This window comes from Microbacterium sp. NPDC055502, assembly GCF_053643635.1.
Map to the genome: position 1 here is coordinate 1,115,808 of NZ_JBSHKJ010000001.1, position 25,353 is coordinate 1,141,160.

General features: G+C 71.6%; 28 protein-coding genes and 1 riboswitch. Of the genes, 8 read left to right on the forward strand and 20 right to left on the reverse strand.

Going from position 1 to position 25,353, the window contains the following annotated elements; translation table 11 throughout:
• Positions 1-235: 235 nt before the first annotated feature.
• The 7 genes from ACWH95_RS05535 to ACWH95_RS05565 all read right to left on the reverse strand — a co-directional run bounded on the left by ACWH95_RS05535 (position 236) and on the right by ACWH95_RS05565 (position 7,841).
• Positions 236-2,140 (reverse strand): ABC transporter ATP-binding protein/permease, encoded by a 1,905-nt coding sequence (locus ACWH95_RS05535; RefSeq protein ID WP_136035617.1) that lies wholly within the window; start codon positions 2,138-2,140, stop codon positions 236-238.
• Positions 2,140-3,309, reverse strand: a complete 1,170-nt coding sequence (locus ACWH95_RS05540; RefSeq protein WP_168443065.1) for a peptidoglycan-binding domain-containing protein — start codon at positions 3,307-3,309, stop codon at positions 2,140-2,142. Before ACWH95_RS05540 ends, ACWH95_RS05535 begins: the two co-directional genes overlap by 1 nt.
• Before the next feature lie 7 nt (positions 3,310-3,316).
• A complete protein-coding gene (locus tag ACWH95_RS05545; protein WP_168387128.1) occupies positions 3,317-4,219 on the reverse strand; it encodes a hypothetical protein in 903 nt (300 codons plus the stop codon).
• Positions 4,220-4,447: 228 nt separating this feature from the next.
• Entirely contained in the window at positions 4,448-5,437 is a 990-nt protein-coding gene (locus ACWH95_RS05550) for a hypothetical protein (RefSeq protein ID WP_136035613.1), read from the reverse strand.
• Positions 5,434-6,057: an RNA polymerase sigma factor gene (locus ACWH95_RS05555; protein ID WP_454120323.1), complete on the reverse strand. Its 624-nt coding sequence runs from the start codon at positions 6,055-6,057 to the stop codon at positions 5,434-5,436. The genes ACWH95_RS05550 and ACWH95_RS05555 overlap by 4 nt, the downstream gene beginning before the upstream one ends.
• A 49-nt stretch (positions 6,058-6,106) precedes the next feature.
• Positions 6,107-6,562 (reverse strand): hypothetical protein, encoded by a 456-nt coding sequence (locus ACWH95_RS05560; RefSeq protein ID WP_454120324.1) that lies wholly within the window; start codon positions 6,560-6,562, stop codon positions 6,107-6,109.
• 136 nt (positions 6,563-6,698) lie between these two features.
• Positions 6,699-7,841 carry a calcium:proton antiporter gene (locus tag ACWH95_RS05565; protein WP_136033284.1) on the reverse strand — a complete coding sequence of 381 codons (1,143 nt, stop codon included), beginning with the start codon at positions 7,839-7,841 and terminating at the stop codon, positions 6,699-6,701.
• Between the two features lie 195 nt (positions 7,842-8,036).
• A riboswitch (guanidine-III (ykkC-III) riboswitch) is annotated at positions 8,037-8,101 on the forward strand.
• A 127-nt stretch (positions 8,102-8,228) separates the two neighbouring features.
• On the opposite strand from ACWH95_RS05565, the gene ACWH95_RS05570 reads away from it, so the two are divergent.
• From ACWH95_RS05570 to ACWH95_RS05580, 3 genes are all read left to right on the forward strand, one after another.
• On the forward strand, positions 8,229-8,486 hold the full coding sequence (locus ACWH95_RS05570) for a hypothetical protein (RefSeq protein ID WP_136033285.1): 258 nt from the start codon (positions 8,229-8,231) through the stop codon (positions 8,484-8,486).
• Between the two features lie 62 nt (positions 8,487-8,548).
• The gene (gene qcrB / locus ACWH95_RS05575; protein WP_454120325.1) at positions 8,549-10,258 is read left to right on the forward strand and encodes a cytochrome bc1 complex cytochrome b subunit; all 1,710 of its coding nucleotides are present in this window, start codon (positions 8,549-8,551) and stop codon (positions 10,256-10,258) included.
• Positions 10,236-10,856: a hypothetical protein gene (locus ACWH95_RS05580; protein ID WP_136034329.1), complete on the forward strand. Its 621-nt coding sequence runs from the start codon at positions 10,236-10,238 to the stop codon at positions 10,854-10,856. Before qcrB ends, ACWH95_RS05580 begins: the two co-directional genes overlap by 23 nt.
• Here ACWH95_RS05580 and ACWH95_RS05585 read toward each other — a convergent pair.
• The 7 genes from ACWH95_RS05585 to ACWH95_RS05615 form a co-directional block, all read right to left on the reverse strand.
• The gene (locus ACWH95_RS05585; RefSeq protein WP_240744660.1) at positions 10,846-11,775 is read right to left on the reverse strand and encodes a methyltransferase family protein; all 930 of its coding nucleotides are present in this window, start codon (positions 11,773-11,775) and stop codon (positions 10,846-10,848) included. The two genes, ACWH95_RS05580 and ACWH95_RS05585, sit on opposite strands and share 11 nt — an antisense overlap.
• 45 nt (positions 11,776-11,820) lie before the next feature.
• Positions 11,821-12,624: an SDR family oxidoreductase gene (locus ACWH95_RS05590; RefSeq protein WP_136044313.1), complete on the reverse strand. Its 804-nt coding sequence runs from the start codon at positions 12,622-12,624 to the stop codon at positions 11,821-11,823.
• Positions 12,621-13,094: a MarR family winged helix-turn-helix transcriptional regulator gene (locus ACWH95_RS05595; RefSeq protein ID WP_454120326.1), complete on the reverse strand. Its 474-nt coding sequence runs from the start codon at positions 13,092-13,094 to the stop codon at positions 12,621-12,623. The genes ACWH95_RS05590 and ACWH95_RS05595 overlap by 4 nt, the downstream gene beginning before the upstream one ends.
• A 9-nt stretch (positions 13,095-13,103) precedes the next feature.
• The gene (locus ACWH95_RS05600) at positions 13,104-13,451 is read right to left on the reverse strand and encodes a hypothetical protein (protein WP_136036217.1); all 348 of its coding nucleotides are present in this window, start codon (positions 13,449-13,451) and stop codon (positions 13,104-13,106) included.
• Positions 13,448-13,714, reverse strand: coding sequence for a hypothetical protein (locus ACWH95_RS05605; RefSeq protein ID WP_378822250.1), 267 nt, complete (start codon positions 13,712-13,714; stop codon positions 13,448-13,450). Before ACWH95_RS05605 ends, ACWH95_RS05600 begins: the two co-directional genes overlap by 4 nt.
• A 240-nt stretch (positions 13,715-13,954) precedes the next feature.
• Entirely contained in the window at positions 13,955-15,469 is a 1,515-nt protein-coding gene (locus tag ACWH95_RS05610) for a glycoside hydrolase family 3 N-terminal domain-containing protein (RefSeq protein WP_454120327.1), read from the reverse strand.
• 66 nt (positions 15,470-15,535) lie between these two features.
• Complete coding sequence (locus ACWH95_RS05615) at positions 15,536-16,648, reverse strand: aminotransferase class V-fold PLP-dependent enzyme (RefSeq protein ID WP_454120328.1); 1,113 nt, start codon at positions 16,646-16,648, stop codon at positions 15,536-15,538.
• A gap of 186 nt (positions 16,649-16,834) precedes the next feature.
• Between ACWH95_RS05615 and ACWH95_RS05620 the strand changes: the two genes are divergently transcribed.
• Both ACWH95_RS05620 and ACWH95_RS05625 read left to right on the forward strand, forming a co-directional pair.
• Positions 16,835-16,969, forward strand: coding sequence for a hypothetical protein (locus ACWH95_RS05620; RefSeq protein WP_275089379.1), 135 nt, complete (start codon positions 16,835-16,837; stop codon positions 16,967-16,969).
• Between the two features lie 152 nt (positions 16,970-17,121).
• Positions 17,122-17,454 carry a hypothetical protein gene (locus ACWH95_RS05625; RefSeq protein ID WP_136036885.1) on the forward strand — a complete coding sequence of 111 codons (333 nt, stop codon included), beginning with the start codon at positions 17,122-17,124 and terminating at the stop codon, positions 17,452-17,454.
• Between the two features lie 11 nt (positions 17,455-17,465).
• Here the strand turns inward: ACWH95_RS05625 and ACWH95_RS05630 are convergent, their stop codons facing one another.
• Together ACWH95_RS05630 and ACWH95_RS05635 are read right to left on the reverse strand one after the other, a co-directional pair.
• A complete protein-coding gene (locus ACWH95_RS05630; protein ID WP_454120329.1) occupies positions 17,466-18,650 on the reverse strand; it encodes a zinc-dependent alcohol dehydrogenase in 1,185 nt (394 codons plus the stop codon).
• Between the two features lie 101 nt (positions 18,651-18,751).
• Positions 18,752-20,080: a cytochrome P450 gene (locus ACWH95_RS05635; protein WP_454120330.1), complete on the reverse strand. Its 1,329-nt coding sequence runs from the start codon at positions 20,078-20,080 to the stop codon at positions 18,752-18,754.
• A 145-nt stretch (positions 20,081-20,225) separates the two neighbouring features.
• Between ACWH95_RS05635 and ACWH95_RS05640 the strand changes: the two genes are divergently transcribed.
• Positions 20,226-20,663 (forward strand): SRPBCC family protein, encoded by a 438-nt coding sequence (locus ACWH95_RS05640; protein ID WP_136036882.1) that lies wholly within the window; start codon positions 20,226-20,228, stop codon positions 20,661-20,663.
• Positions 20,664-20,679: 16 nt separating this feature from the next.
• On the opposite strand, the gene ACWH95_RS05645 is transcribed toward ACWH95_RS05640, so the two are convergent.
• Positions 20,680-21,501 carry a shikimate 5-dehydrogenase gene (locus ACWH95_RS05645; protein WP_454120331.1) on the reverse strand — a complete coding sequence of 274 codons (822 nt, stop codon included), beginning with the start codon at positions 21,499-21,501 and terminating at the stop codon, positions 20,680-20,682.
• Positions 21,502-22,005: 504 nt separating this feature from the next.
• On the opposite strand from ACWH95_RS05645, the gene ACWH95_RS05650 reads away from it, so the two are divergent.
• Positions 22,006-22,212 (forward strand): cold-shock protein, encoded by a 207-nt coding sequence (locus ACWH95_RS05650; protein ID WP_136034351.1) that lies wholly within the window; start codon positions 22,006-22,008, stop codon positions 22,210-22,212.
• Between the two features lie 90 nt (positions 22,213-22,302).
• Here ACWH95_RS05650 and ACWH95_RS05655 read toward each other — a convergent pair whose 3' ends face one another.
• Complete coding sequence (locus ACWH95_RS05655; RefSeq protein WP_136034353.1) at positions 22,303-22,968, reverse strand: HAD hydrolase-like protein; 666 nt, start codon at positions 22,966-22,968, stop codon at positions 22,303-22,305.
• 156 nt (positions 22,969-23,124) lie between these two features.
• Here ACWH95_RS05655 and ACWH95_RS05660 point away from each other — a divergent pair, with 156 nt between their 5' ends.
• Entirely contained in the window at positions 23,125-23,577 is a 453-nt protein-coding gene (locus ACWH95_RS05660) for a response regulator (protein ID WP_454120332.1), read from the forward strand.
• 15 nt (positions 23,578-23,592) lie between these two features.
• Here the strand turns inward: ACWH95_RS05660 and nucS are convergent, their stop codons facing one another.
• The gene (gene nucS / locus ACWH95_RS05665) at positions 23,593-24,288 is read right to left on the reverse strand and encodes an endonuclease NucS (protein WP_136030957.1); all 696 of its coding nucleotides are present in this window, start codon (positions 24,286-24,288) and stop codon (positions 23,593-23,595) included.
• Between the two features lie 40 nt (positions 24,289-24,328).
• Entirely contained in the window at positions 24,329-25,288 is a 960-nt protein-coding gene (locus tag ACWH95_RS05670; protein ID WP_454120333.1) for a GAP family protein, read from the reverse strand.
• Between the last annotated feature and the right edge of the window lie 65 nt (positions 25,289-25,353).

Consider the following 25,353-nt stretch of genomic DNA (forward strand, 5'->3'; position numbering starts at 1 on the left):
GGCTGACCTGAGAGGAGGCGGGGATGGACACACGCACCGTGGGCTTCATCGCCGCCGGGACCGCGCACCCCCTCATCCACGCGAGCCGCGACCTGTTCGACGAGGCCAATCGGGCGGGGCTGGGCGGACAGGACATGATCGCGGTGATCGCCGCCTTCGATGCGCGCGCGGGTGATGCAGCGGGCGACGCACCCGCGAACGCAACACTGAGAGCGTCGCGGACTCGGGCACACGCTCACGAGCGCAGGGCCGCGTTCGGAAGGACCGCCCCGGCTCGCACGGCCCCGGCGATCGCGCCCAGACAGGCGATCGCGACACCGCCGCCCAAGGCGAGGAGCGCGAGTCGCACGTCGAACACCGGCGTCCACTGCCGCGCCAGCGTGACGGCCAGGATCGCCGACATCCCCAGGACCACCCCCACCAGCCCGCCGAGCACGCCGAGCAGCATCGACTCCGCCACCAGCATCGCACTCACGTGCAGCCGTCTGGCCCCCAGCGCTCGCCGCAGTCCGATCTCCGCGCGCCGCTCCGCGACCGAGCTCACCGTCGCCAGCACGATCGACAGCACGCCGCCGACCAGTGCCACGGCCGTGAGCACCGCCAGACTCATGCCGACGCTGGCCTCCACCTTCTCGCGGGTCGCACTCGGCGCCGGCGGCTGCGACACGTCGAAGCGCTCCGGCCGGAACGCATCCAACGCCACCGGGGCCTCCGCCGCGACCTGGCCGGCAGCACCCGCGCGCGTCACGAGGTAGCCCGACACCGAGCCGACGGGGGGTGCCGCGTCGGCCGCCGCGAGGATCATCGCCTTGCCCAGCAGATCCGTGCGCCGTGGCGACGACGACACGACCCCGGCCACCACGAACGTCTCCCCGTCGATGCTCACGGTGGGCGCCCGCTCGACCGGGCCGAGGCCCAGGTTCGCCGCGAGGTGCGTGCCCACCAGCACCTCGCCGGGACCAAGGGCGTCCGCCCCCTCCGCCCAGTCGACCTCGAGCCGCAGCGCGGCGACCGGATCACCGGCCGCCGCGAACACCCCCGTCTCGACCTCAGGCCGCGGCGCACCCACCCGCACCGCGTGGGTGCCGGAGTCTTCCACGACAGCGGCCGAGGTGACCCCGTTCAACTCCGTGAGCTCGGTCGCCGCAGCGTCGAGCGACGTCGTCAGCGTGGGCGACACCCCGTCGCCCGGCGCCTGCACCGCGACCTCCCGTGCGGCGACGGTGTCGAAATCGCTCGACACCTGCACGCTCGCGGACGACGCCAGCCCCAGTGTCGTCAGTGCGAGTGCCAGGGGGACCGCGAGGGCGGCGACCAGGGCCAGGGTGCGACCAGGGCGACTCGTCACGTTGCGCCAGGCGTCGCGAACGAGGTCGCCGAACCGCACGGTCGAGGCGCGGCCCGGGGGATGCGGTCCGCTGACGGGCGGGTGGCGGCGTGCGCCGTCCTCCCCCACGGGTGCACGCCGCGACCCATCGGACACCACCCGCCCGTCCGCCACCCGCACCCGCCGGTCCGCCCGCTCGGCGACCACAGCGGAATGCGTCACCACGATCAGGGTCGTGCCCGACCGCCGCACCTCGTCGAACAGCTCGAGCACCGCGGCACTGTTCTCCGAGTCCAGGTTTCCCGTCGGCTCGTCCGCCAGGAGGATCGGTGTCCGCGCCGCCATCGCCCGCGCGATCGCCACCCGCTGCCGCTGCCCGCCCGACAGCACGCCGGGACGGCTCTGCGCGAACTCCCCGAGCCCGACATCCTGCAGCGCGCGCAGCGCGAGCCCACGCCGCTCGTCGCGGTCCACGGCCCGATAGTGCAGCGGCAGCTCGACGTTCTCGACCACGGTGCGCCGGTCGAGCAGATGGAAGCTCTGGAAGATGTAGCCGAGCAGGTCCGATCGGGCCGCGGCAGCAGCACGATCGGAGAGCCCCGCCACATCGTCCCCGTCGATCAGGTAGCGGCCGGACGACGGACGGTCCAGGAGTCCGACGATTCCCAGCAGCGTCGACTTCCCCCCGCCGGACTCGCCCTCCACGGCCACGTACTCGCCCTGCGCGAAGACGACGTCCACCCCGTCGAGCGCCACGACCGGCGGCGTCGTCGGGAACACCCGCGAGACGCGGTCGAGCGACAGCGTCGGCACTACTGCACCCGCACTTCGTCGCCCGCGTCGAGCTCGCCGTCGTCGACCGCCGTCACCGCACTCGTGCCGTCCAGAGCCCCCCGCTCAGAGACCGCGACCTCGACGAACCCGCCCTCCCTCGCGACGAGCACGTAGCGGCTCTCCCCGCGCGACAGGACGGCGCGGGACGGCACGAGCAGCGACTCCTCCGCCACGATCTCCCGCGTGATGCTGACGAGCCCCTCTGCTCCGGCCTGCTGCGGGCGCTGGCTCGCGTCGGTGTACGCGAACAGCACGTCGAACGAGCTCTCGCCGTCCTCGTTCTCGACCTCGACGATGCGCAGCAGCGTGAGCGCGACCGTGGTCGAGCCCGCGAGCATCGTGGCCGACATCCCCTCCTCGAGTTGAGCGGCGACCGCCGGGACGACCGTCGCCTTGACCACGGTCTCTCCGGACGACGTCACCACGGCCGCCTTCTCGGGCAGCGCGCCGGTCGCCGGGATCGCCAGCACCGCGGCTGGAAGCTGCGGCACCACCAGAAACGCGGCAGCGGGCGCCGACACCACCTTCGTGGACGGAGGAGCCGGCGTCGCCGGGACCACCGGAGCGGCATCGCCGTCCGTGGCATCCGCCGCCGGGTCGACCAGGGGCACCGCGTAGCCGTTCGCCCGGAACAGTCCGGCCACCGCCTCCGCGGTCGCGCGTCCGAACGCACCGTCCGCCGTGAGCGCATAGCCCGCCGCGATCAGGCCGTTCTGCAGCTGGAGGACGTCGCGCCCCGTGTCGCCCGTCTTCATGTCGCGGAAGAAGGGGAACGACCCGGGCATCGCGAACAGGGGTTGGTTGTTCACCTCCAGCAGCAGCGTCCCCGCCGAGGCCTGCTGCCCCGGTGTGACGGGAGACAGCGTCACGCTCCCGCCGCCGTCCGGCGTCGGCACCGCGGTGGAGATCTCATCGACGTTGGCGACGGTGCCCTGGGCGTTGATCACATCGGCGAGCTGACCGCGGACCACCGTCGCGGTGATGAGGGAGGGATCGGGGGGCTGAGCGGCCGCGTCGATCTGCGCGGGAGACCGGAAGACGAGCGCCGCCGCCCATCCGCCGGCGAACAGGGCACCGGCAACCAGCACGGACGCCGTGATCAGGACGACGCGACGTGACCGGCGGGGGACGGCGGCCTCCTTCACCATCCGGCCGTCACTCCGCCGTCGCGAGCTCGGCGATCGTCGCGTCGATCTCCGCCGACACCGTGGCGACCTTCGCCCGCAGCGACTCGAAGGCCTCCGCGTTCTGCTCGTACGACGCGGCCTCCCGCTCCCACAGCGCGTCGTAGAACGCCTGCTGGAAGCCCGACGACTCCCGGCAATCCACATCCTCCAGCGCGAGCCGCACCTCCTCACGCGTGATGTCGCCCGTGCTCGGGTCGTCTCCGCTGAGGGGGCTCGTGGTGAACCGTTGCCGCACCGAGTCGGACGGCATGTCGATCGGAAGGGCGGGAAGATCCTCCACACCGAGGGGCACCATGCACTCGTTCCACCGATCGGCCGCTTCCCTCACGGCCGGGTCGGCCAGGGCGCCCTCGAACGCCGACCCGACGAACATGGAGGAGAAGTTCATCATGTCGGAGGAGTACCCGGGGATCCGCCCCTGCAGCTCGGCCGAGCACTCGTCGCTCACCGCGGCGGTCGCCGCATCGAGGTCGGCGGTGCGATACGCCTCCCACGGCAGCACCTCGAGGGGCAGCGCCTCCTGCGGGAGGTGGTATCCGTACGTGCTCGCGACCTCCTCGGTCAGCGCGGAACGCGTGGTCTCGCGGCCCTCGTAAGCGCTGTCGAAGTCGACGTACGGCACCGGCAGCGGCGTGCCCTTCTCCTCCAGGCATTCGGCGATCACGAGCGCACCCGCGTAGGCGGCCTTCTTGAGCATCTTGTCGGTCAGGACGTAGGGGTCCAGCGGCAGCGTCCACGCGGAGATGTTCTTCTCCACGCTGCCCGTCGGCGTCTGTTCGGCGGCGGGGGTGTCGGAGACGCAGCCGGTGGCGGCTGCGAGAGTCGCAGCCGCCACCAGCATCGCGCCGCCGAGACGAAGGTGTTTCGACACGGGTGAACGCTCCAGGGGTGAGGGGTCAGATGAACTTCGCCGACGCGGGATCCCACGTGACGCCGTACACGAGGCCCGAGTTGTTCTCGATGTTGCCGTCGCCCTGACGCCGATGTCCTTACCGCGAGCTTTCAGTGTGCGCGCGGATCGGGGCGTGCACGGGAAGCCCTTTTGCACGAGTGCCGTGTTCCTTACACGGCTTCTCCGGAGGGTCGCGACGGCCGCCTCTCAGCGCGCGGCATCCCACATCGTGTACGACACCACGCCGGCCGGCAGACCCTCCAGCGGCGCCACGAGCTCGCTCTCCACACCGACGATCCGGCCCGACTCGACGGAGATGAACGCGGTCTCCACCCGCTCGGGCACCACCGAGGACACCTGCACGCCGATCACGTCGCGCCCCAGGCGGTCGGTCGTCTCGCCCCGCACGGTCACGCCCCCTGCCTCGTCGAGCAGCTCCAGCAGCGCCGCGTGCTGGGCGTCCGTCAGCGTCCAGTACTGCAGCAAGCCGGTGATCGCGGCCAGCAGCTCCCCGGACGACGACGCCGACGTGGCCCCGAATGCACCGAGGGCCGCGTCGAGCTCGGCGCGCGAGCTTCCGGAGAGTCCGGCGACCGCGGTCGGCAGAGCGAACTCCTCCGGTGACAGGGCCACGGTGTCGATGAGCTCGCCGGGCGCGTACGGGCTCGCGGCGATGCCATCCGGACGCTCGCCGTCGGGCCAGTACGGCTCCCCCGCGACGATGGTCGAGACGGTCGGCTGACCGGGACCCCACTCCAGGGTGATCTCCTGGGGCACGACCTCGACGTGCTCGTCCGCCAGGTCGACGCTCCAGTTCCACGACACCGAGTGCACGACCGGGGCCTGCGCGACCGCGGCGTCGACCATCAGGGTGCGCTCCGCGTCGGCGAACACCTCCGCCGCGGTACCGGCTGCCGTGTAGTGCAGGGCGGGCGGGGTGAGCGCCACCGCGGGTTGCGTGGGCACCAGCACCGACACCGCGACGACCGTGGCAGCCGCGACGGCCGCTGTCGCCGTGACCACTCCGGCCCACACCAGGGCCGGGCGGCGGCGGCGCCTCTGCGGGCGGTAGTCGCCGCGGATGATGCCCTCGCGGATCGCGATCTCGGCCGCGGTGAGGCCGCTGTCGTCGGTCGTCCGCGGCGCCGGGTTCGCCGCACGGAACAGGCGGTCGAGCTCGGTGTCGGAGATGTTCATCGCGCCCGTCCCGTCTCGAGCCGGGCGCGCAGCTTGGTGCGTGCCCGCGTCAGGGTGGTCCACACGGCTCCGGGGCTGGTGTGCAGCGCCTCGGCCACCTCACCGGCGCTGAGCTCGTCCCAGTACGTGAGCACCACGACCTGCCGCTCCCTGGCGCTCAGCGACCGGAGGGCGCGCCGCAGCGCCAGTGCCTCCATCGGGTCGAGCGGCTCGGCCGGGTTGCTGAGCCCGCGCGTGAGCGCGTCGATCGCACTGGCGCGGGAGCGCGCACGCCGACTGCGATCACGGAGCTTGTTGTCGGCGGTGCGCAGGAACCACCGCAACCCCATGGGGCTCGCGGGGTCGAGTTTGCGCCAGGCGATCAGGAACACCTCGGCGGTGAGCTCCTCGACCTCCTCCGCGTCGTCGATGAAGCACTCCAGGTGGCGGTGGATGCGGGGCCAGTACTGGTCGAACAGCTTTCGGTACACCACCGCCTTCGCGCCGGCGCCGTCGTGCTCTGCCGCGCGCGACGTGGGCCGAACGCGTCCGGGTGCCACGCGCAGGAAGCCGGCGGCATCGCCGGAACCGGGCGCCGCGGTCGCCAGCGCGAGCGGGTGCGTGAACGTGAAGTGGAACATGCGCCCCTCCCTCACGCCGCGATCCGGTGTGAACAGGGTAGCGGCACGATCAGAACAGGCAACGGAGGTTCGTGACCGCACCGACGACGTTCGCCGTGACCCCCGCGCCCGCCGACGCCAGCACCGTGCTCGCGGCGTTGCGGGCCTGGACGGTCCCGGAGGACCGGGCGTTGGCGATCGAGCGAACGGTGCTGAGGCCGGCGGTGCTGACGATCGAGCAGACGCTGAAGCTCAGGCGCGTACCTCCGCGGTTCGGCTCCGAATAGGCGCAGTACTGTCCGGTCGCGCAACTTCCCACGGCCCGCTGGAAGGGCGACGGGACGGAGAGTTCCATGCCGAGATCCGGCCACTCCGCGGTGTACGCGTCCACCACGACGCCCCCGGGGACGTGCTCGAGCGCGTAGACGACATCCGGGTGGAGACTCTCGTCGGCGTGGGCGGGGGCGAGCGATCCCCCCACGAGCAGCGCCGTCGCGGCGAGGGTGACAAGGAGCTTCGTCTTCATGCGGACCGTCCGGGTGTGGAGGAAGGGGTGTGTCCCTCCAATCTCGGGTGTCGCCGCCGTCCCCGTCGACCGCCGACCGCGCCTTGCCGCTCCGGGGAGTTCCTTACACACTTCTTTCCGGCCGCGACCCCCCCCGTCAGCTGAACAGGATGAGGACGTATACGGCGAAGGTCGCGAGGTGTGCGGCGCCGTGCATCGCCGTCACGCGCTTCGCGGAGAAGGTCGTGACCGACAGCAGCAGCGTGACGCCGAGCATCAGCAGGTTCGCGGGGGACTCGGCCAGCACCACCGTCTGCCCCGTGAGCATGCCGATCACCAGCACCGCGGGGATCGTGAGCCCCACGGTCGACACGAGCGCGCCGTGGCAGAGGTTCGTGACGCGCTGCGCCTCACCGTTCAGGGCGGCCCGCACGGCCGTGATCGACTCGGGCAGGAACACGATGCCCGCGATGAGGAGCCCCGCGAGGGCCACGGGCGCCCCGACCCTGGCGAGACCGTCGTCGAGCAGCGCGGCCATGTCGTGCGACAGCAGCACGATCGGCACCACCGTGACCACGAGCAGGAGCAGCCGCGTCACGACCTCGGTGCGATGCGCGGCGAGCACCTCCCGGATGCCGGGGCGCGGCTCCTCCGTACGAGCCGCGGTCCGCAGTCGCTCGTCGACCTCCGTGAAGTCCTCCGCCTGCGCGCCCATCTGCCGGAACAGGAAGAACGCGTACAGCGCGAGCGTCAGCACGATGATCGGGATCTCCTGCCCCACCGTGTACGCGCCGTCGTCGCCGATGAGCCCGGGCAGGGCGATCCCGAGCGCCACGAGCACCACCAGCATCGCCAGGTACGCCGACGTGCCGGTGCGGTTGTGCGCCATCCCGCGGTGACGCAGCCCGCCCAGCAGCAGCGCGAGCCCGATCACGAGGTTCAAGATGATCATCGACACGGCCATCACCGAGTCGCGGGCGATCGTGGCGTGCTCGCCGGGACCGAGCATGACCGCGGAGATCAGGATCACCTCGATCAGCACGATCGACAGGGTGAGCACGAGCGAGCCGTAGGGGTCGCCCAGCCGGTGCGCGAGGGCCTCCGCCTGCTTCACCACGCCGAACGCGCACACCAGGATCACCGCGACGATGCCGACGAGCGCGACCACCAGCAGCGGACCGGGCACGGGCGGCGCGAGCAACGGGTGGGCGATCAGCAGCGCACCGAACGCACCCCAGCCGAGCACCACGCGGACCACATCGACGGGGGTGACCAGCTGCCTGATCGACGGTCGGCTCATGGTCGGCTCCTCGCCGGTCGGCCTCTCCCTGGACATGACGACTCCCTCATGAGTCAGTCGTCGTGTGCGGGTACTGCTCCCTCGTCCGCCGCCCCGGTGACCGGGGACACTCCCAGGGTAGCGGCGGAACCGCAACAGCACCTGTGCACGCGCGACCCGGGTTGGCCGGGCCTCCACGACCTCTGCTACGGTGGCCGCAGGTCCGAGTTCCGGACCTGCGGACGAGGGCGCAGTACCCGCAAAGCGACAAGACTGACCATGAAGGTCGTCTCGTGTCGCTTCTTGCCGGTGGAACCGTCCCCGCCTCCGCTTCGCCGCACACCGCGACCCTCTTGGCGCCGCGCTCTCCCGCCGACGTGCCTCCGGCACACAGCGAAGGGAGACTCCGTGGACGCGCTCTTCGGATCCATCATCGGCGTGATCATCCTCCTCGTCATCCTCGGGATCTCGCGGGCGTTCGCACGCGGATACCGCCACGGGGTGCGCTACGACGATCTGACGGTCGACCGGCTGCATGCCCTGACGGAGGGCGATCTCGCGGCGCTCGAGACGCGCGACGTGGACGCGTGGCTACGCCTGCGCGCCCTGGAGCGGCGCATGAGCGGCCTGCGCCGCCGGGCCGCCCAGCTCCGGGCCGACCACTGACGCCCGCCCGCCCCCTTCTCCTTCCCCGGCTCCCGCTCACCTGACCACCCGAAGAGGACCCCATGGCCACGACGCGCACTCGCGACCAGGCAGACCACGACACCTCCCGACGACCCCTCGGAGGCCGTTTCGTCGGTTCCGCCGCCAACTACCTCGACGAGCGCACCAGCATCTCTGGACTGATGAAGGAGCTGGGGCGCAAGGTGTTCCCCGACCACTGGTCGTTCATGCTGGGCGAGATCGCCCTGTGGGCGTTCGTCGTGGTGTTCATCACGGGCACGTTCCTCACGTTCTTCTTCCAGGCGTCGATGGTCCCCACGCACTACACCGGTGCGTACGCCCCGATGCGCGGCATGGAGATGACGGGCGCGTTCGACTCGGCCCTGCGGATCTCGTTCGACATCCGCGGTGGGCTGCTCGTGCGGCAGATGCACCACTGGGCGGCGCTGGTGTTCGTCGCCGGGATCGGCCTGCACATGCTGCGGGTGTTCTTCACCGGCGCGTTCCGCAAGCCGCGCGAGCTCAACTGGGTGATCGGCTTCGCGCTGTTCATCCTGGCGATGGCGGAGGGCTTCACCGGCTACTCGCTCCCCGACGACCTGCTCTCCGGCAACGGTCTGCGCATCATCGACGGCATGATCAAGGGACTGCCCCTGATCGGCACCTGGACCTCGTTCCTCCTCTTCGGCGGCGAGTTCCCCGGCACCGACATCATCGGACGGCTCTACACGCTGCACATCCTGATCCTGCCGATGCTCGTCATCGCGCTGATCGCCCTTCACCTGATCCTGATGATCGTGAACAAGCACACCCAGTTCGCCGGCCCCGGCCGCACGAACGCGAACGTCGTGGGCTACCCGATCATGCCGGTCTACGCGGCGAAGATGGGCGGGTTCTTCTTCCTCGTGTTCGGCGTGATCGCGCTGCTGGGCACCTTCTTCCAGATCCTGCCGTTCTGGGTGTACGGGCCGTACGACCCCTCGCCCATCTCGGCGGGCACGCAGCCGGACTGGTACATCGGCTTCGCGGACGGTGCGCTGCGCCTCGCCCCGCCGAACTGGGACGTGGTGCTGTTCGACCGCACCTGGTCGTTCGGCATCATCGTGCCGGTGGCCGTGATGGGGCTGTTCATCCTCACCGTGCTGTTCTATCCGTTCATCGAGGCGTGGGTCACGGGCGACAAGCGCGAGCACCACATCGCAGAACGACCGCGCAACGCGGCCACGCGCACGGCGATCGGTGTCGCGGGCGTCCTCTTCTATGCGGTGCTGTGGGCGGCGGCGTCGTCCGACCTCATCGCCACGCACTTCATGCTCACGATGGAGGGCGTGATCCACACACTCCAGGCGCTGCTGATCCTCGGTCCCGTGCTCGGGTACGTCCTGACGAAGCGGATCTGCCTGGCGCTGCAGAAGAAGGACCGCGAGATCGTGCTGCACGGCTTCGAGACGGGTCGCATCGTGCGACTGCCCGGCGGCGAGTTCGTCGAGGTGCACGAGCCCGTCGACGAGTACGAGCGCTGGAAACTCATCGACGTGGAGTCGTATCAGCCGCTGGTCGTACGGCCGAACGCGAAGGGGCGCATCCCGTGGCATCAGAACCTGCGCGCCGCCGTGTCCCGGTGGTTCTTCGAAGACAGGCTGCTGCCGCTCACCAGGGCTGAGGTGCACGCGGCCGACAGCGCCCACGGGTCGCACGCGGCGGTGGAGGCTCCGGACGCGGACGGCACCGCGGGGGACGGCCCGGAGCATGGCGCACACACCGACCGTTGACGCCGACAGGCACCGCGGGGCGCGGGTGGCCCTGGGCGCGGGGGTGGTCGTGGTCGCGTTCCTCGTCGCTGGCACACCGGCGGCCCTGGGGGCGTTCGCCGTCGTGGTCGGGTTCGGCGCGGTCCGCCGTGCCCGGCGCCGCCCGGAGCGACTACCCCGCCTGACGTTCACGTTCGCCGTGGTCGATGTCGGCGGCGACGGCGCCCCGTGCCTGCTGCTGTCTCTGCCGCCCGACGCGGACGAGACCGTGGCGGAGGTGCTGCGTGCGCACGGGTGGAGCACCCTGGAGCCGCCCGTCAACGGTCCGGTCGCACCGGTGCGGCGGGTGGGCGTGGAGTTCCGCGGCGACGACGGCCTGCGGCTGCGCGACCTCGGGGTGCCCGGGCCCGCCTACGCCGAGGCGATGCGCCGGGGGGCCGTGCCGGGCGGGTGGGGTGCGGCCGCCGAGCGGACGGGGTGGGTGCTGCTGCTCGCGGTGCCGGAGCAGGCGTGGCCGCTCGACCCCGACCGCACAGTGCGCTCGCCGGTGCTCGGCGCGTACGGGTTGCTGCACGGCTCCCGGGCGGGAGGTTCCCCCGCGGGATCGGTCAGGCGGTGATGCGCGGACGCCGCGGGATCCAGCAGGCCACGCGGTCGCGGTAGGCGCGGAAGTCGGCACCGAACCGCGCCTCCAGGTCGGCTTCCTCCAGTGGTCGCACGAGCGCGTTCCACACCAGCGACCCGCACAGGGCGTACAGCACCACGAGCCACGAGCCCGCCATCAGGCCGACCGCCACGCCCTGCGCGATGCCGCCGACCGCCATCGGGTTGCGCACGAAGCGGTAGGGCCCGGCGACCACCAGCCGCCGGGGCATCGCCGAGGGCAGGGGGGTGCCCTCGCCCCGCACCGACATGGAGGCGGCCGACCACATCGACAGCGCGAACGCGAGCGCGAACAGCACCGCACCGGCGATGCGCACGGCCACGGGGAACGGCACGTGCAGCCCCCACCGATGCTCGGCGACGACGATCACGGCGGGCAGTGCCACCAGGAACACGGCGGAGAACACGAGGATCTGCACGGCCGTGCGGGACAGATGCGCCACGGGCCGGGCGGTCGCCGCGAGCCGGAACCGGAACGGCCCCCGCAGCAGCCACTCGGACGGAACCCGGCCGGTGAGCACGAGCACGGCGGCGCCGATCGACCCCAGCGCCGCGGCCGCCATGAGCAGCGCGCCCCATCCGGCCGCGCCCGTGACGGTGGCGTACAGCGCCATGCCGGCCGCGACCAGGGTCGTCCAGCCGGTGGTCGACCACACCGCGGCGCGCAGTCCCGCTGCCGCGAGGGCCGACCCGAGCACGAACAGCGGGATGTCGAGCAGCGCGACGAGCGGCGCGTCGAGAGAGCCGAGGGTCGCGGTGCGGATGCCGGGCCACACGAACACCGCGATCCACCACGCGGCGCCGGCGAGGGCCTGCGCTCCGAAGAACAGACGACCCCAGGAGCGCGGCGACATCCGGCGCCACAACTCCCCCATGCGGTCAGTCTAGGTCAGGCCGCGGCTCCCGCCGGCGGTGTCGCGTCAGCTCTGCGGGGCGTCGTTCCACGACCAGATGTCGTCGCCGCGCAGCACCGCGTCGGCCCCGCCGTCGCAGTAGATCGTCTGACCGGCCATGTGCGTGTTCGCCGGGCTGGTCAGCCACACCAGCAGTTCTGCGATGGACGACGCCGGCTGGTGGTAGTTGAGCGGCATCGGCACGGCGGCGTCCACCTGCGCCAGGCCCTCGGGCGACCCGAGCAGACCGGCGGTCATGGCGGTGATCACGGTGCCGGGGGCGACGGCGTTGAGGGGGATGCCGGCTCCGGCCCACGCGGGCGTCACCGACTCGCGGCGCACCCACCGCGACACCGCGCGCTTGCTCGACGAGTAGTTGAGGAACCCGCCCTCGGGGGTCGCGGCGAGCCGGTCGCCGATCTCCAGCGCGCGGGCCTCGTCACCGGCCAGGGCGGCGTCGACGAGCTCGGCGGACACCGGCTGCAGCGACGCCATCGACGACACCACGGCCGCACGCGGAGTGTCGGCCAGGCTGAGCGTGGGGCGCAGGGCCTCCAGGAACTCGGTCACGCCGAAGAAGTTGATCGCCATGGTCTTCGCGATGGGGGCGGCGATGCCGGCGCACGCGATCACGGCGTCGATGCTGCCGTCCGCGGCTTCGATCGCGGCTTCCGCGGCGGCGATGCGGCCGTCGTGCGTGGAGAGGTCGCCCGCCACTTCGGCGCCGGCGAGGTCCACACCGATGACGGTGTGCCCCTGGGCGCGCAGCAGCGAGGTGGTGGCGGCTCCGATTCCGGATGCCGAGCCGGTGACGACGTAGGTGCGGGTCATGATGATTCCTCCTGGATGGACGGTGCCGACGGCGTGCCGGCGAGGGCGAAGACGAAGCGCGTGAGCTGGTGCCGGAACGCGGAGATCTCGTCCGCGTCCCAGCCGGCGAGGGCGTCTGCCACCAGGCGGTGACCGGCGTCGACCAGGCGTGCGTAGGCCTGCTCGCCGGCGGGTGCGAGGCGCACCTCGACCGTGCGGCCGGTGCGGATCGGGTCGACCACGCCCTGCGCGGCCATGCGGGCGACGAGCTTCGACGTGGTCGGGCGCGACATCGAGGCGTGCTCGGCGAGGGCACCGAACCCCAGCGCCCCCCCGTGCAGCCCGAGCAGATACACCGCGCGGATGGCGGTGGGGTCGAGGGCGACGCCGACGCTCTCGGCCACCTGGGTCTGCACGTCGCTCTCGCTCCACGTCGACACCACGTTCACGAGGGCGACGTGGATGTCGGCGATGCTCTGGGCGTTCGCCATGCCCTCAGTCTACGCCTTTTGTTGCTTGAGGCAACTGTTCTCCGTCACGTACCCGGTCGAGCCCGAGTCGTCCACCAGCACATACGGCACCACATCAGCGGAGCTCCCGCGTCCACGACGCCAGTGCCGCTCCCGGCCGTCGCCGTACTCCAGCACGATCGCGCTCGGCACAGCACCGGCGGGAGCCACCACGTAGGAGCTGCCGCCGAGACCCGACGACCGCAGTTGCACCACGATCCCGCCGTCGTTCGGTCGCGGAGGTGTCGTGTGCAGATCCATCGGCGTCACCGGCAGTGCGTACTCGCCGCGCACCTGCAGCACCGCTGCGCCGGCGGCGCGCGGGCCCAGCGGCCTCACTCCGCCGCTCCGATGCGCGCAGCCCAGGCGGCCGTGTCCCGCACGCCACGGGCGTCGAGGTACGCGCGCACCGTGTCGTGCACGAGCCGGATCTCAGCTTCGTTGCCCATCGCGGCCTGCATCGTGCCGACGTCCGGGGTCGGCTTGCCGTCGATGCGCTCGAGCGCCTCCCACACGATGTCCTCGCGGGCGCCGCGTCCCAGGGCGTGCGGCATCGAAATGAAGCGGATGCCGGGGCGGGCGGCGGGTCGTGACTCTTTCATGCGTGTTCCTCTCTCGTCCGGAGGGCAGGCTCGCGCGGAGGGGCCGGCGGCCCCTGGCGGCGCGCACGCCGGAGCGGGGGTCTCGCCCCCTGTGCGGTCGTGCGGTTCTGCGGCCCGCGGTGCTCCCCTGATCACCGTCGAGTGCGGCGCGGGAGCCTCGGTCTGGCCGTCCGGTTCCCTCCGACCGTAGCACGTTGTTTTGAGTCATTCAAAACAACGGATGCCGAGCGGTGTGTCGTCTCAGGCGCTTCCGGACAACACCCGAGCGACGTACACCGCCGACGCACGCGACGCCCCGAGCGCCAGCACCGCCCGACCCGCGCGCACATCACCCTCTGCGGGCCACCCCGCGTACACGACCACGGCGTCGGGGCGCACGGCGAGCACCGCATCCTGCACGGCCGCCTCGAACGGACTGCTCTGCGGCTGATTCACCAGCAGCACCACCTCCTCCGTCCGGTCCGCGGCGACCGCGGCCGCCCGTGCGGCAGCCGCCGTCGCATCGAGTCCGGCGAGCGATGCGCGCTCCACTGGCATCCGCTCGCGCAGCGCCACGGTGAAGAAGTCCGACGCCTCCCCCACCGCGACACTGCGCTTCGTGCGGGCGTCGACCACCGTCGCCGACGCACTGCCGAGGCGCACATCACCGACCACCGTGGCCGCCCGGGCGACGAGGTCTGCGCCCTCAATGGCCGCCGGGCGCTCGGCGTCGTCCCCGTGGTCGCGGCGCCAGGCCGAGAGCTCGGCGAGCCGCGCCGCCGCCTCCTCCGCGCGCGCGACAGGCAACGCGCCCGACCGCAGCGCCTCGTACACGGCGTGCAGCACCTCCTCGAACTCGACCTGGTCGGTGCGCTCGCCGCCGACCTGCGGGTTGAGGGCGGGGTTGCCGATGCACACGAGGTCTGCGCCCGCGGCGAGGGCCCCGACCGCGCCGGGCCCCGAGCCGACCGTGCCGCGGATCGCCGCCATGTCGACCGCGTCGGTGATGAGCACCCCGTCGAAGCCCAGGTCGCGGGCCAGGCGCAGGCTCGTCGGGTTGAGGGTCGCCGGTGCGTCGCCGAGCGCGGGCACGCGGATGTGCGCCGTCATGAGGGTCTTCGCGCCCGCCTCGATCGCGGCGCGGAACGGCGGCAGATGCACGGCGTGCAGCTGTTCGAGCGTCACATCGGCGGTCGCCGGCGCCAGGTGCGAGTCGGTGACGGTGTCGCCGTGACCGGGGAAGTGCTTGGGGCACGCGGCGACCCCGGCGGACTGGATCCCCCGGACGGCCGCGGCGGCATGGCGGGCGACGACGTCGGGGTCGGCGCCGAACGAGCGGACGCCGATCACGGGGTTGCGCGGGTCGGCGTTGACGTCGACGGTCGGCGCCAGGTCGACGTCGATGCCCGCGGAGGCCACGAGCCGCCCGGTCCAGGCGGCGACGCGCTCGGTGAGGTCGATGTCGTCGAGGCGGCCGAGCACCGCGTTGCCGGGCGTTGATGAGCCCGCGGCCGCTTCCAGGCGGGTGACGATGCCGCCCTCCTCGTCGACGCCGATCAGCGCCCCGGGGTGTCGTCCGTGGATCTCCGCCGAGAGCGCGCGCGGCTGATCCGGGTCGGCGGGATCGAGGTTCTGCGCGAAGTACACGACGCCGGCGAGACCCTGGTCGAGCGCTCGCCGGAGCCAGTCGGGGGCGGTGCGTCCGGCGAATCCGGGCCACAGCAGGCTGTGGGCGAGGCGGCTCAGGGCGGGGTCGCGCAGCGCGGGCATGAGCATCTCTCGATCGTGGGCGGCCTGTTCACGACGAAACTAAACTACGAACGCGCGACCGTCAATGAAAATTCATGACACCAGCGCGCACGCCCGGATGACCGCCTGCACCACCACCGGCACCTGCTCCGGCGTGAGGCACTGCGGATTCAGTGCGATCTCGTCGCCGTCCACGCCCACCACGACCGCGGGATCACCGGAGCGCAGACGCTCCGCAACCGCCGCTGCCGTCGCGTGCAGCGGCCGTACGTAGGCGCGCGGGATCGAGGCGGGCTGGATGCCGGGGCGCTCCAGCACGTGGCGCCGCACGCGCAGATCCGCGCACCCCGCGAGCCCCGCGACCAGCTCCGACACCATCCGCTCCCGGGCGGCCTGCTCCACGGCCTCGTCCCGCCGAGCGAACAGCTCGACCGCCGCCACCAGCCCCACGATCGTCTCCTTGTCGGTCTTCATCCCCCGGGCGACACCGTGGTGCGGATAGGCGACGGCCGCGCACGCGGCCACCAGCTCGCGCCGACCGAGGATCATCCCCGACGACTGCGGTCCGCGGACCTCCTTGCCACCGCTGAGCACCACGAGGTCGGCACCCTCGTCGAGCATCTGCCGCACCAGCGCCCGCGGCGGCACCTCGGCGGCGGCGTCCACCACCAGCGGGATGCCGTGCTCGTGCAGCACCGCGGCGACCTCCGCGAGCGGCGGCGAGCCGGGCAGCGACCGGGCCTCCGCCATCCACAGCAGGAGCGCGGTCCGGTCGCTGAGGGCCCGGCGCAGCTCCTCCACGCTCGCCCCCGTCGCGTCCTCCACCTCGACCACGCGGGCACCCGCGACCGCCACCGCCGTGTCGTAGCGGTTGCGATGGCCGCGCAGCATCAGGCACTCGTCCGGCAGTCCGGAGGCGCGCGGCAGCCGGGCGCGCTGCTCCGGGTGGTCGCGGGTCATCGCGGCGGCCGTGGCGACCGTGAGCCCCGCGGCCGCTCCCGCAGTGACACAGGCGGCCTCCACATCGAGCGCGGCGGCGATGCGTTCCCCCGCCCGAGCTTGCAGGGCGTGCAGGTCGACGTAGGCCCCGGCGGCCTCGCGCATCGCGTCGAGCACCTCGGGCGCCAGGAGCGAGCCGCCGACCGCGGTCACCGTGCCCCACGCGTTGATCAGCGGTCGAAGTCCCAGGTCGCGGTAGACGCTCATGAGCGCACACGCTAGCGCCTCGATCGCTTCCGGCGGCCGTGCCATCACCCCGACCGCTCCCTCGCGAGACGCCGTTCCCGACCGGCCGACGGCGACGCTTTTTTTGCCGCTCAGCAGGAAATTTGACTTCTATGCCGTTCCGGGTATGGTCAGGGGTTACGCCAGCCACGAAAAGGGGAAGCGCACATGTCCGGAAAGTCCACCCAGGGTCGAGCGAGCAAGAAGGCCCCGCAGCTCTCACTCAAGGAGAAGCGGGCCGCCAAGAAGGCCAAGAACGCTCCAGACGAGTTCCTCAAGCCCCGCAAGGGCGCGAAGGGCTGAGGACTCCCCGGACGGCGGCATCGCGGCGGACGCTGCGGATGCGCGTCCGAGAGGTGCGCCGGATACCCGCGCGACGAGGTGCTGTCAACGGCCCTCCCCTCGCGCGGCATCCGGCGCACCCTGGACGTCTCATCCGACGAGAGGAGCACGCCATGACGCACGACGAGGGCCACCTGAACGATCCGGAGCGCATGCAGCCGGAGGAGGAGGACAGGGTCGAGTCCGGCGCGGAGCCCACCGACCCCACGTATCCGTCCCCCGATGCCGGGTCCGCCCGACCCGGTGCCGGTCCGATCTCGGAGCACCTCGCCGAGCGGGGCGGGGACGACGCCGACCTCATCGAGAACGTGCCGGCGGGCGGTGCGGGGGCCGACGCGGGCGCCGGGCAGGCCGCCCGCGTGGACCCGTCATCCGACGCCTCCGTGCCGGACGAGTCCGAGCACAACGACGAGCCCGGCATCGGCACTCGGCGCCCGGAGGACTGATCACCCCACGGTCACACCGTGGACGGATGCAGCACGACCTTGATGCAGCCGTCCTCCTTCTGCTGGAACGTGCGGTAGAGGTCGGGTGCGTCGTCGAGCGGGGCGTGATGCGTGGTGAGGTCCATCACGCCGAGCGGATCGGCGGCGTCCTCCACGAGCGGCAGCAGGTCGTCGATCCAGTTCTTGACGTTGCACTGCCCCATCCGCAGCGTGACCTGCTTGTCGAACATCGTCTTCATCGGCAGGATGTCGGCGTCACCCGCATAGACGCCGCTCAGCGACACGGTCCCGCCCCGTCGCACCGCGTCGATCGAGGCGTAGACCGCGGCGAGGCGGTCGATCCCCGCCTTGTCGAGCAGCTGTCGCGCGGCGGGATCGGGCAGCAGCCCCACGGCCTTCTGCACGAACTCGATGCCGCCGTTCCCGTGGGCTTCGAGCCCCACCGCGTCGACCACGGAGTCGGCCCCGCGGCCCTCGGTGGTGTCGCGGATCTCGGCGACGACGGTGTCGGTGAGGTCGAGCGTCTCGATGCCGTGCCGTTCGGCCATGGCCCGCCGCTCGGGCACCGGGTCGACGGCGATGACGCGGTGCCCGCGGTGACGGCCCACCCTGGCGACGAACTGCCCGACCGGGCCGAGGCCCATCACGGCGAGGGTGCCGCCCTCCGGCACCTGCGCGTACTCCACGCCCTGCCACGCGGTGGGGAGGATGTCGCTGAGGAACAGGTAGCGCTCGTCGGGAAGGTCGGGCGCGACCTTGATGTGGTTGTAGTCCGCAAGCGGCACCCGCAGGTACTCCGCCTGTCCGCCCGGCACCTGGCCGTAGAGCTTGGTGTAGCCGAACAGGGCTGCTCCGCTGCCGTACTCGCGCACCTGCGTGGTCTCGCACTGCGACTGCAGGCCGCGACGGCAGAAGAAGCACTCCCCGCACGCGATGTTGAACGGGATGACGACGCGATCTCCGGGCTGCAGCGAGGTGACGTTCGCGCCCACCTCGACCACCACACCCATGGGCTCGTGCCCGAGGATGTCGCCGCGATCCAGGAATGGACCGAGCAGCTCGTACAGATGCAGGTCGGAGCCGCAGATCGCCGATGAGGTGACGCGGATGATCGCGTCCTCCGGCTGCTGGATCTGCGGGTCGGGGACCTCCTCGACCGTCACCGTGCGCTTGCCCTGCCAGGTCAGTGCCTTCATGATGTCCTCTGCTCCGGTCGACTGTGGTCGTCCCAGCCTCCGCGTCGCCGGTCGGTGTGAACACCCGGTTGACAGGTGCCGTGGCGCATGCGATCCCGCGCTCAGTGGAAGGGGCAGCCGCGGCCGGAGCCGGCCGCGCGCACCCGTCCGCCGGACGCGGGCTTGGTGGGCAGCCGTCGTCGGTTCACCGCGAGGCCCTCGTCGAGCACGCGCAGCCGCGGGTCGCTGAGCACCGCGATCGCAGCCGTGAGTCCCGCGACCACGAGCTTCTCGCCGGGGCAGCGGTGTCCCGAGGCGACGTCGGCCCCGCCCTGCGGGATGAACGTCTTCACCTCTTCGTGGTCAGTCACGTCGGTGAAGCGCTCCGGGGCGAAGCGGTGCGCGTGCGCCCACGACTGCTCGTCGGTGTCGGTGCCGAGGATGTCGAGCACCACGCGACCGCCCTTCGGCACGCGCACGCCGTCGATCTCGATGTCGGTGAGCGCACGACCCGGGAGCATCGGCACGAACAGTCCCGTGCGCCGCACCTCCTGCGCGAACCGGGTGGCGAGAGCGCCGCCCACGAGAGCCTGCCGTTCCGCGGTCTCGGCCGCGATGCGGGCGCGCCACTCCGGGTGGTCGTGGAGCTGCTTCGCCGCGAACGCCACGAACCGGGCGGCGGCGATCATCGGCCGGATGCTGTTCTGCAGTTCGATGCCCGCGGTCCTGGCGGGAAGCAGGGTGCCGTCGGCGCTGCGGTGCGCGGCCCACAGCGCGAGCGCGGTGCTCTCGGGAGCCGCGAGCGTTCCGGCGCGGACGGCCTCGATGAGGCGCTGAGCGTGCCGGTCGGACCACATCCGGTTCGCGGTCGCGGCGAGGTAGGCGGGCGAGTACGGCGCGCCGAACCCGTCGACGATCTGGGCCAGCCGAGCGGCCCAGCGCGTCTTCGCGGCGGGCGTCCCCGGAAGGCCCGCCCAGCCCATGATCGCGCGTCCGAACGCCCCGACGGCCGCGTCATAGGCGCTGCGGGTGCCGCCGTCGAGCCAGGCGTCGCGCTCCCGCGCCCACTCCCGCTCGAGCCAGGGCGTGAGCCGAGCGACCTGCTCGTCCTCGTAGGCGACCGCGACGAACGTCGCTTTGCGGTGACGGTGGGCGTCGCCGTCGAGGCTGTGCACGGAGCCGTGCCCGAACAGCGTCTCCTGCACGATCGCGGGCATCGCGCCGTGCCGGACGATGCGACTCTCGTCGTAGAACAGGTCGATGCCCTCGGCGCCGCGGACGAGGGCGGCCTCGTCGCCGAGCAGGCGCATCGGGGCAGACCGGGCGCCCGGTCGTGCACGCCGCCAGATGCGGGCTCCGAAGTCGTAGCCGCGGGTCAGGAGGAACGGGGAGTCGTCGCGCACGATCGTCTCGACGCCGTGCGAGATCCGGCCGGTGAGTCTGTGGAGCATGACTTGACCCTCGCAGCGCTGGGACCGGTCCTCCAGGGGGGAGCGTTCGGCGATGGACTGTGCTAGCGGTGAGGGGACGACGCTTGTCAAGCGCCTGTGCAGGCGGTGTGCGCACCCGTCACACTGGCGGCGGAACGGAGGAACCATGGCGACGAACACCCGAGACCTGGCGTGCACCACCGAGGACGTGTTCCGTGTGCTGGCGGACGGCTGGCTGTACCCCGCCTGGGTCGTCGGAGCGTCGCGCATGCGCGATGTCGACGCGGCCTGGCCCGCTCCGGGCGCGCAGCTGCACCATTCGGTCGGCGTGTGGCCCGCGCTGCTCGACGATACGACCGAACTGCTGCAGTGGCATCCGCCGCACCGGGCGGTGCTGCGTGCGCGTGGCTGGCCGGTCGGCGAGGCGCAGGTCACCCTGCGGGCGAGGTCGACGGCGACCGGCTGCCAGGTGCGCATCGACGAGGAACCCGTGAAGGGCCCCGCGACCCTGCTCCCCCGCTTCCTGACCGCCCCGATCCTGCGGTGGCGCAACGCCGAGACGCTGCACCGGTTGGCCTATCTGGCCGAAGGGCGTGCCGGGTGATCGGTTGCGCGGGGATTCATGCCCCGGATCGCATATAGTCTTCGGCGGCCTGGACCTGGGCCGGTGTCGGACGCACACCGGTGTAGAGCACGAACTGCTCGAGCGCCTGCAGGGTCGCGACCTCGGCACCGGTGATGACCGTGGCGCCCGCCGCACGCCCCGCAGCCACCACGGGGGTCTCCGCCGGCAGCGCGACAACATCGAACACCACCGTCGATGCCGCGATCGCCTGCTCGCTGAACGAGAGCGCGTGCTCCTCGCCCCCGCCCGCCATGCCGATCGGCGTGACGTTGACGAGCACGTCCGCTGTCGCGTCGCCGGGCTCCGGACGCCAGTCGAATCCGTACTGGTCCGCGAGGGCACGCCCGCGGGCTTCGTTGCGGGCGACGATCGTGAGGTCGGTGAAGCCCCCGTCGCGGAGGGCCGCAGCGGTCGCCTTCGCCATGCCGCCCGAACCCCGCAGCAGCACAGACGACCGCGGGTCGATGCCGTTGCGGGCGATCAGGGTCGCGATCGCCGAGTAGTCGGTGTTGTAGGCGGTCAGTACCCCGTCGTCGTTCACGATGGTGTTGACGGAGTCGATCGCGCGCGCGGAGGCGTCCATCCGATCGACGAGGGCGATGACATCCTCCTTATAGGGCATGGAGATCGCGCATCCGCGGATGCCGAGTCCGCGGACACCGGCGATCGCCTGGGCCAGATCGGTCGGCGCGAAGGCCTTGTAGATCCAGTTGAGCCCCAGTGCCTCGTAGAGGTGGTTGTGGAAGCGGGTTCCGTTGTTGCTGGGTCGCGCGGACAGCGAGATGCACAGCGTCATGTCCTTGTTCAGCATCGTCACCGCCTCAGGCTACCGGCGGCGAGGATCCGTGGCGGGAACGGTCGTCCTCCCCTATGGTGAAGGTGCATGCACAGGGGATTGATCGTCTCCGTCTCTCCCCAGGAGACGGACGGCCCACCCCAGGGGCACGACGATCCGTGTATGCGATTGGGCCCTCTCGAGTAGTTCAGTCCCCAATGGGCTACTCGAGGGGGCCGCTCTCGTTCATTCTCCCACCAATTTTCGGATTTGTCCCCCAAAAGGGGGACAAGGAGGTCCGAAAGGGGCTAGGCTGTCTCTGACGCACCCTCCGGTCGTCTTCGGCCCTCATCGCTCCCCCCGCGGTGAGGGCCACACCATTTTCCGGGAGCGGATAGAGAGCCCCGCCGCGCTGGTCGCATGACGCTCATGCAACATTTGGATTACCTTCTTGCCTCTCCTATTGCCGCCGGGGTCGCCTCCACTAGCGTTAGCGATGTCGGTGCACCCCTGCGTCGGCTTCTAGATCAGCAGAACAGGCAGTACATGAGCACCCAGGGCACGGTCAAGTGGTTCAACTCGGAGAAGGGCTTCGGCTTCATCTCCCCCGACGACGGAGGCGCTGACGTCTTCGCGCACTACTCCGCCATCCAGTCATCCGGCTACCGGTCTCTCGACGAGAACCAGCGAGTCGAGTTCGATGTGGCGCAGGGTCCGAAGGGCCTGCAGGCAGAGAACATCCGTCCGCTCTGACGCGGACGACACCGGGACTCCCCGTCTGAAGAACGCACTCGAGCGTCCTTTCGACGGGGAGTTCCGTTTTCTGCGTCAGTGGTGACGGGCTCAGCCGAGCAGCAGAGCCCGCAGTTCGTCGACCGAGGCGACGCGGAACGCCGCGTCGTCTCCCTCGTGCGGGTCGCTGAAGCCCCACTCGACGAAGATCACGGGGACGCCGTTGGCCTTGCCGCCCTCGACATCGTGATGGCGGTCGCCGACGAGGACGGGGCGTGACGTGTCGACGCCGAGCGCGCCCAGGCGGCGCAGGGCTTCGGCGACGATGTCGGTCTTCGACGCGAGCGTCGCCTCGTCCGGAGTCGCGCCGACGGTCGTGAGGAAGGCGGGCCGGAGACCGAAGTGGTCGACCAGCGCATCGACCTGGTTCTCCGGCTTGGAGCTCGCGGTCGCCTGCGGCACTCCCGCGGCATGCAGGTCGTGGATGAGCTCGGCGACACCGGGATACGTGCGCACGTCCGTGGTGTAACCGTCGGCCTTTCCCAGCGTGCGGTAGAACGCCACGGCCTCGGCGGACTCCGCGGGCGTCATGCCGGCCTGGTCCTGGAACGACTGGAACATGGGCGGCCCGATCCAGTGCACCAGTTCCTCCCGCGTCGGGGCGGGACGGCCGAAGTGCGTGAGGGCGACGTGCAGCCGACGGAGGATGCCGACCGAGGCGTCGACGATCGTGCCGTCGACGTCCCAGAGCACGCAGGTGTAAGGGGAGGGGGCCATCTCTCCAGCCTATGGGTCCGCGGACGCCTGCCCGGTCCTGCTGCACGGGTGTGCAGTCTCACGCGTGCTCCCCGGATCGCGTGGCCGCGGCGCGAACGGCGGAATGCTGCACCGTAGGGTCGTGACAGCGGCGGGAACGCGAGTGAGACTGGGGAGATGTTCGTGTCGATGGAAGTGATCACCATCCTGGGGTCGACGGTGACGATCATCGTCGCGATGGCAAGCGGCTTCGGCTGGCTCGTCACGCGGATGGATTCGCGGTTTGCGGCATCGGATGCGCGGATGGCTGAGCGGTTCGCGATGGTCGAGGGGCGATTCTCGGGCATGGAAGAGCGGATGGATGCGCGGTTCGCGGCGTCGGATGCGCGGATGGATGAGCGGTTCGCGATGGTCGAGGGGCGATTCTCGGGCATGGAAGAGCGGATGGATGCGCGGTTCGCGGCGTCGGATGCGCGGTTCGCCATGGTGGAGGAGCGATTCTCCGGCATGGGCGCGCGCTTCGGGGCCCTGGAGGAACGGCTGACGGGGATCGAGCACGAGGTGACCGAGGTCAGGATCGCGGTCGCCCGGCTGGAAGGGCCACCGCGACGGCTGATCTCCGTGCGCTGACCGCGGCGAGCGGCGTCAGAACAGCCGGGGGATGCCCGACTCGATGCCCTTCATGTCGTCGTAGTCGAGCACCAGGCAGCGGATGCCGCGGTCTTCGGCGAGCACGCGGGCTTGCGGCTTGATCTCCTGCGCGGCGAAGACGCCCTGCACGGGGGAGAGGTGGGGGTCGCGGCCCAGCAGCTCCAGGTAGCGCGTCAGCTGCTCCACGCCGTCGATGTCGCCCCGGCGCTTGACCTCCACGGCGATCGCAGCGCCCTCCGCGTCACGCACCAGCAGGTCGACCGGACCGATGGCGGTCGGATACTCCCGGCGCACCAGGGTCGCGCCCTCGGCGATGAGCTCGACCTGCTCGGCCAGCAGGCGCTGCAGGTCGGCCTCGACGCCGTCCTTCTGCAGCCCGGGGTCGATGCCCAGTTCGTGCTGCGAGTCGTGGATGATCTCGTAGATCTGCACACGCAGCGCATCGCCCGTCTTCTTGTGCGTGACGCGCCACACCTCGACGACGCCGGCGGTCGCCTCCTCCTCGCCCGGGACCTCCGTGGCGAGGGAGCAGGGCGGGCTCATCCAGTTGAGGGGCTTGTAGCTTCCCCCATCGGAGTGCACGAGCAGGCTCCCGTCGCCCTTGTGCACGAGCAGGCGCGTGGCGAGCGGGAGATGGGCGTTGAGCCGGCCGGAGTAGTCCACCGAGCAGCGGGCGATGACGAGACGCACCCGACGAGCCTACTTCGTCGCCGACGCTGCGCCGACCGGCTCAGAGGATCGCGCCGAGCGCGTCGAACAGCCCGAGCTCGGTGGCGGCCGACCGCGTGATCAGGAACCCGATGATGCCGATGATCCATGCCGTGTTCTCGGCGCCCGTGCGCTCCATCCACGCCGCGAAGCGCTCCAGCGGGCGCTGCACGAGCGGCGCCGCCACGAGCCGCAGCACCAGGAGGACGAGGGCGGGCGCGATCATGAGCGCGCAATAGCCGACCAGCGCGAGCACGCGGAACGGGGTGTCGACACCCGCGTCGGCGAGCATCGCCATGGCCACGAGGTAGGGGAGCATCGTGGCGACCTCGACGAGCCCCGCGGCGATCGCGACCGCCATCACCGCGAACCCTCGCGTGCGCGGGTCGAGCAGGCGTTCGCGCCACCGCATGAGGCGTCCAGGGCGCGCGGGTGCGTGCCCCGTGGTCGCGGACTCGGGGCGTTCGAGAGCGGAACCCGTGGCGGCGACGGGCGAATCGGACGACGCGCCGGTCCATCGCGGTTCGGGCTCCGGGTCGGAGGCGGCCGCTCGAAACAGCGGGGCCGGGTCGGGTGTCGCCGCGGAGGCGCGACCGGAGGCGGACGGCCTGCCGGTCCACGGCGACACCCGCGGAGGCTGCCGCTCCCCATCGCCGACCGCTGCGGGCTTCGAGGTGGGCATCGCGAACGCGGTGATCAGCAGCGCGACGCCCACCAGCAGCCGCGTGATCATCCCCGCCGGGGACGCGAGGAAGTCGGAGGCGACGTCCGCCAGGTTCACCAGTCCCCACAGGAACAGCAGCCCGACCGCCAGGTAGAACCCCGCGATCGTCACCAGATACAGCACGATGCGACCGGCGCGCACGCGCCCCGGGTGCAGCAGCAGGAAGACGGGGATCAGCAGGGTGCCCACGCTGAGCCCGTCGATGAGCGCCAGTACCGCGAGCGACAGGGGGAGGGGGAGTCCGCCGAAGAGTTCCATGCCTCCACCGTCACGGCCGGCGCGGCCGGGCGGATCGGGCGAAAGTACCGTCTGCCGCACGACCC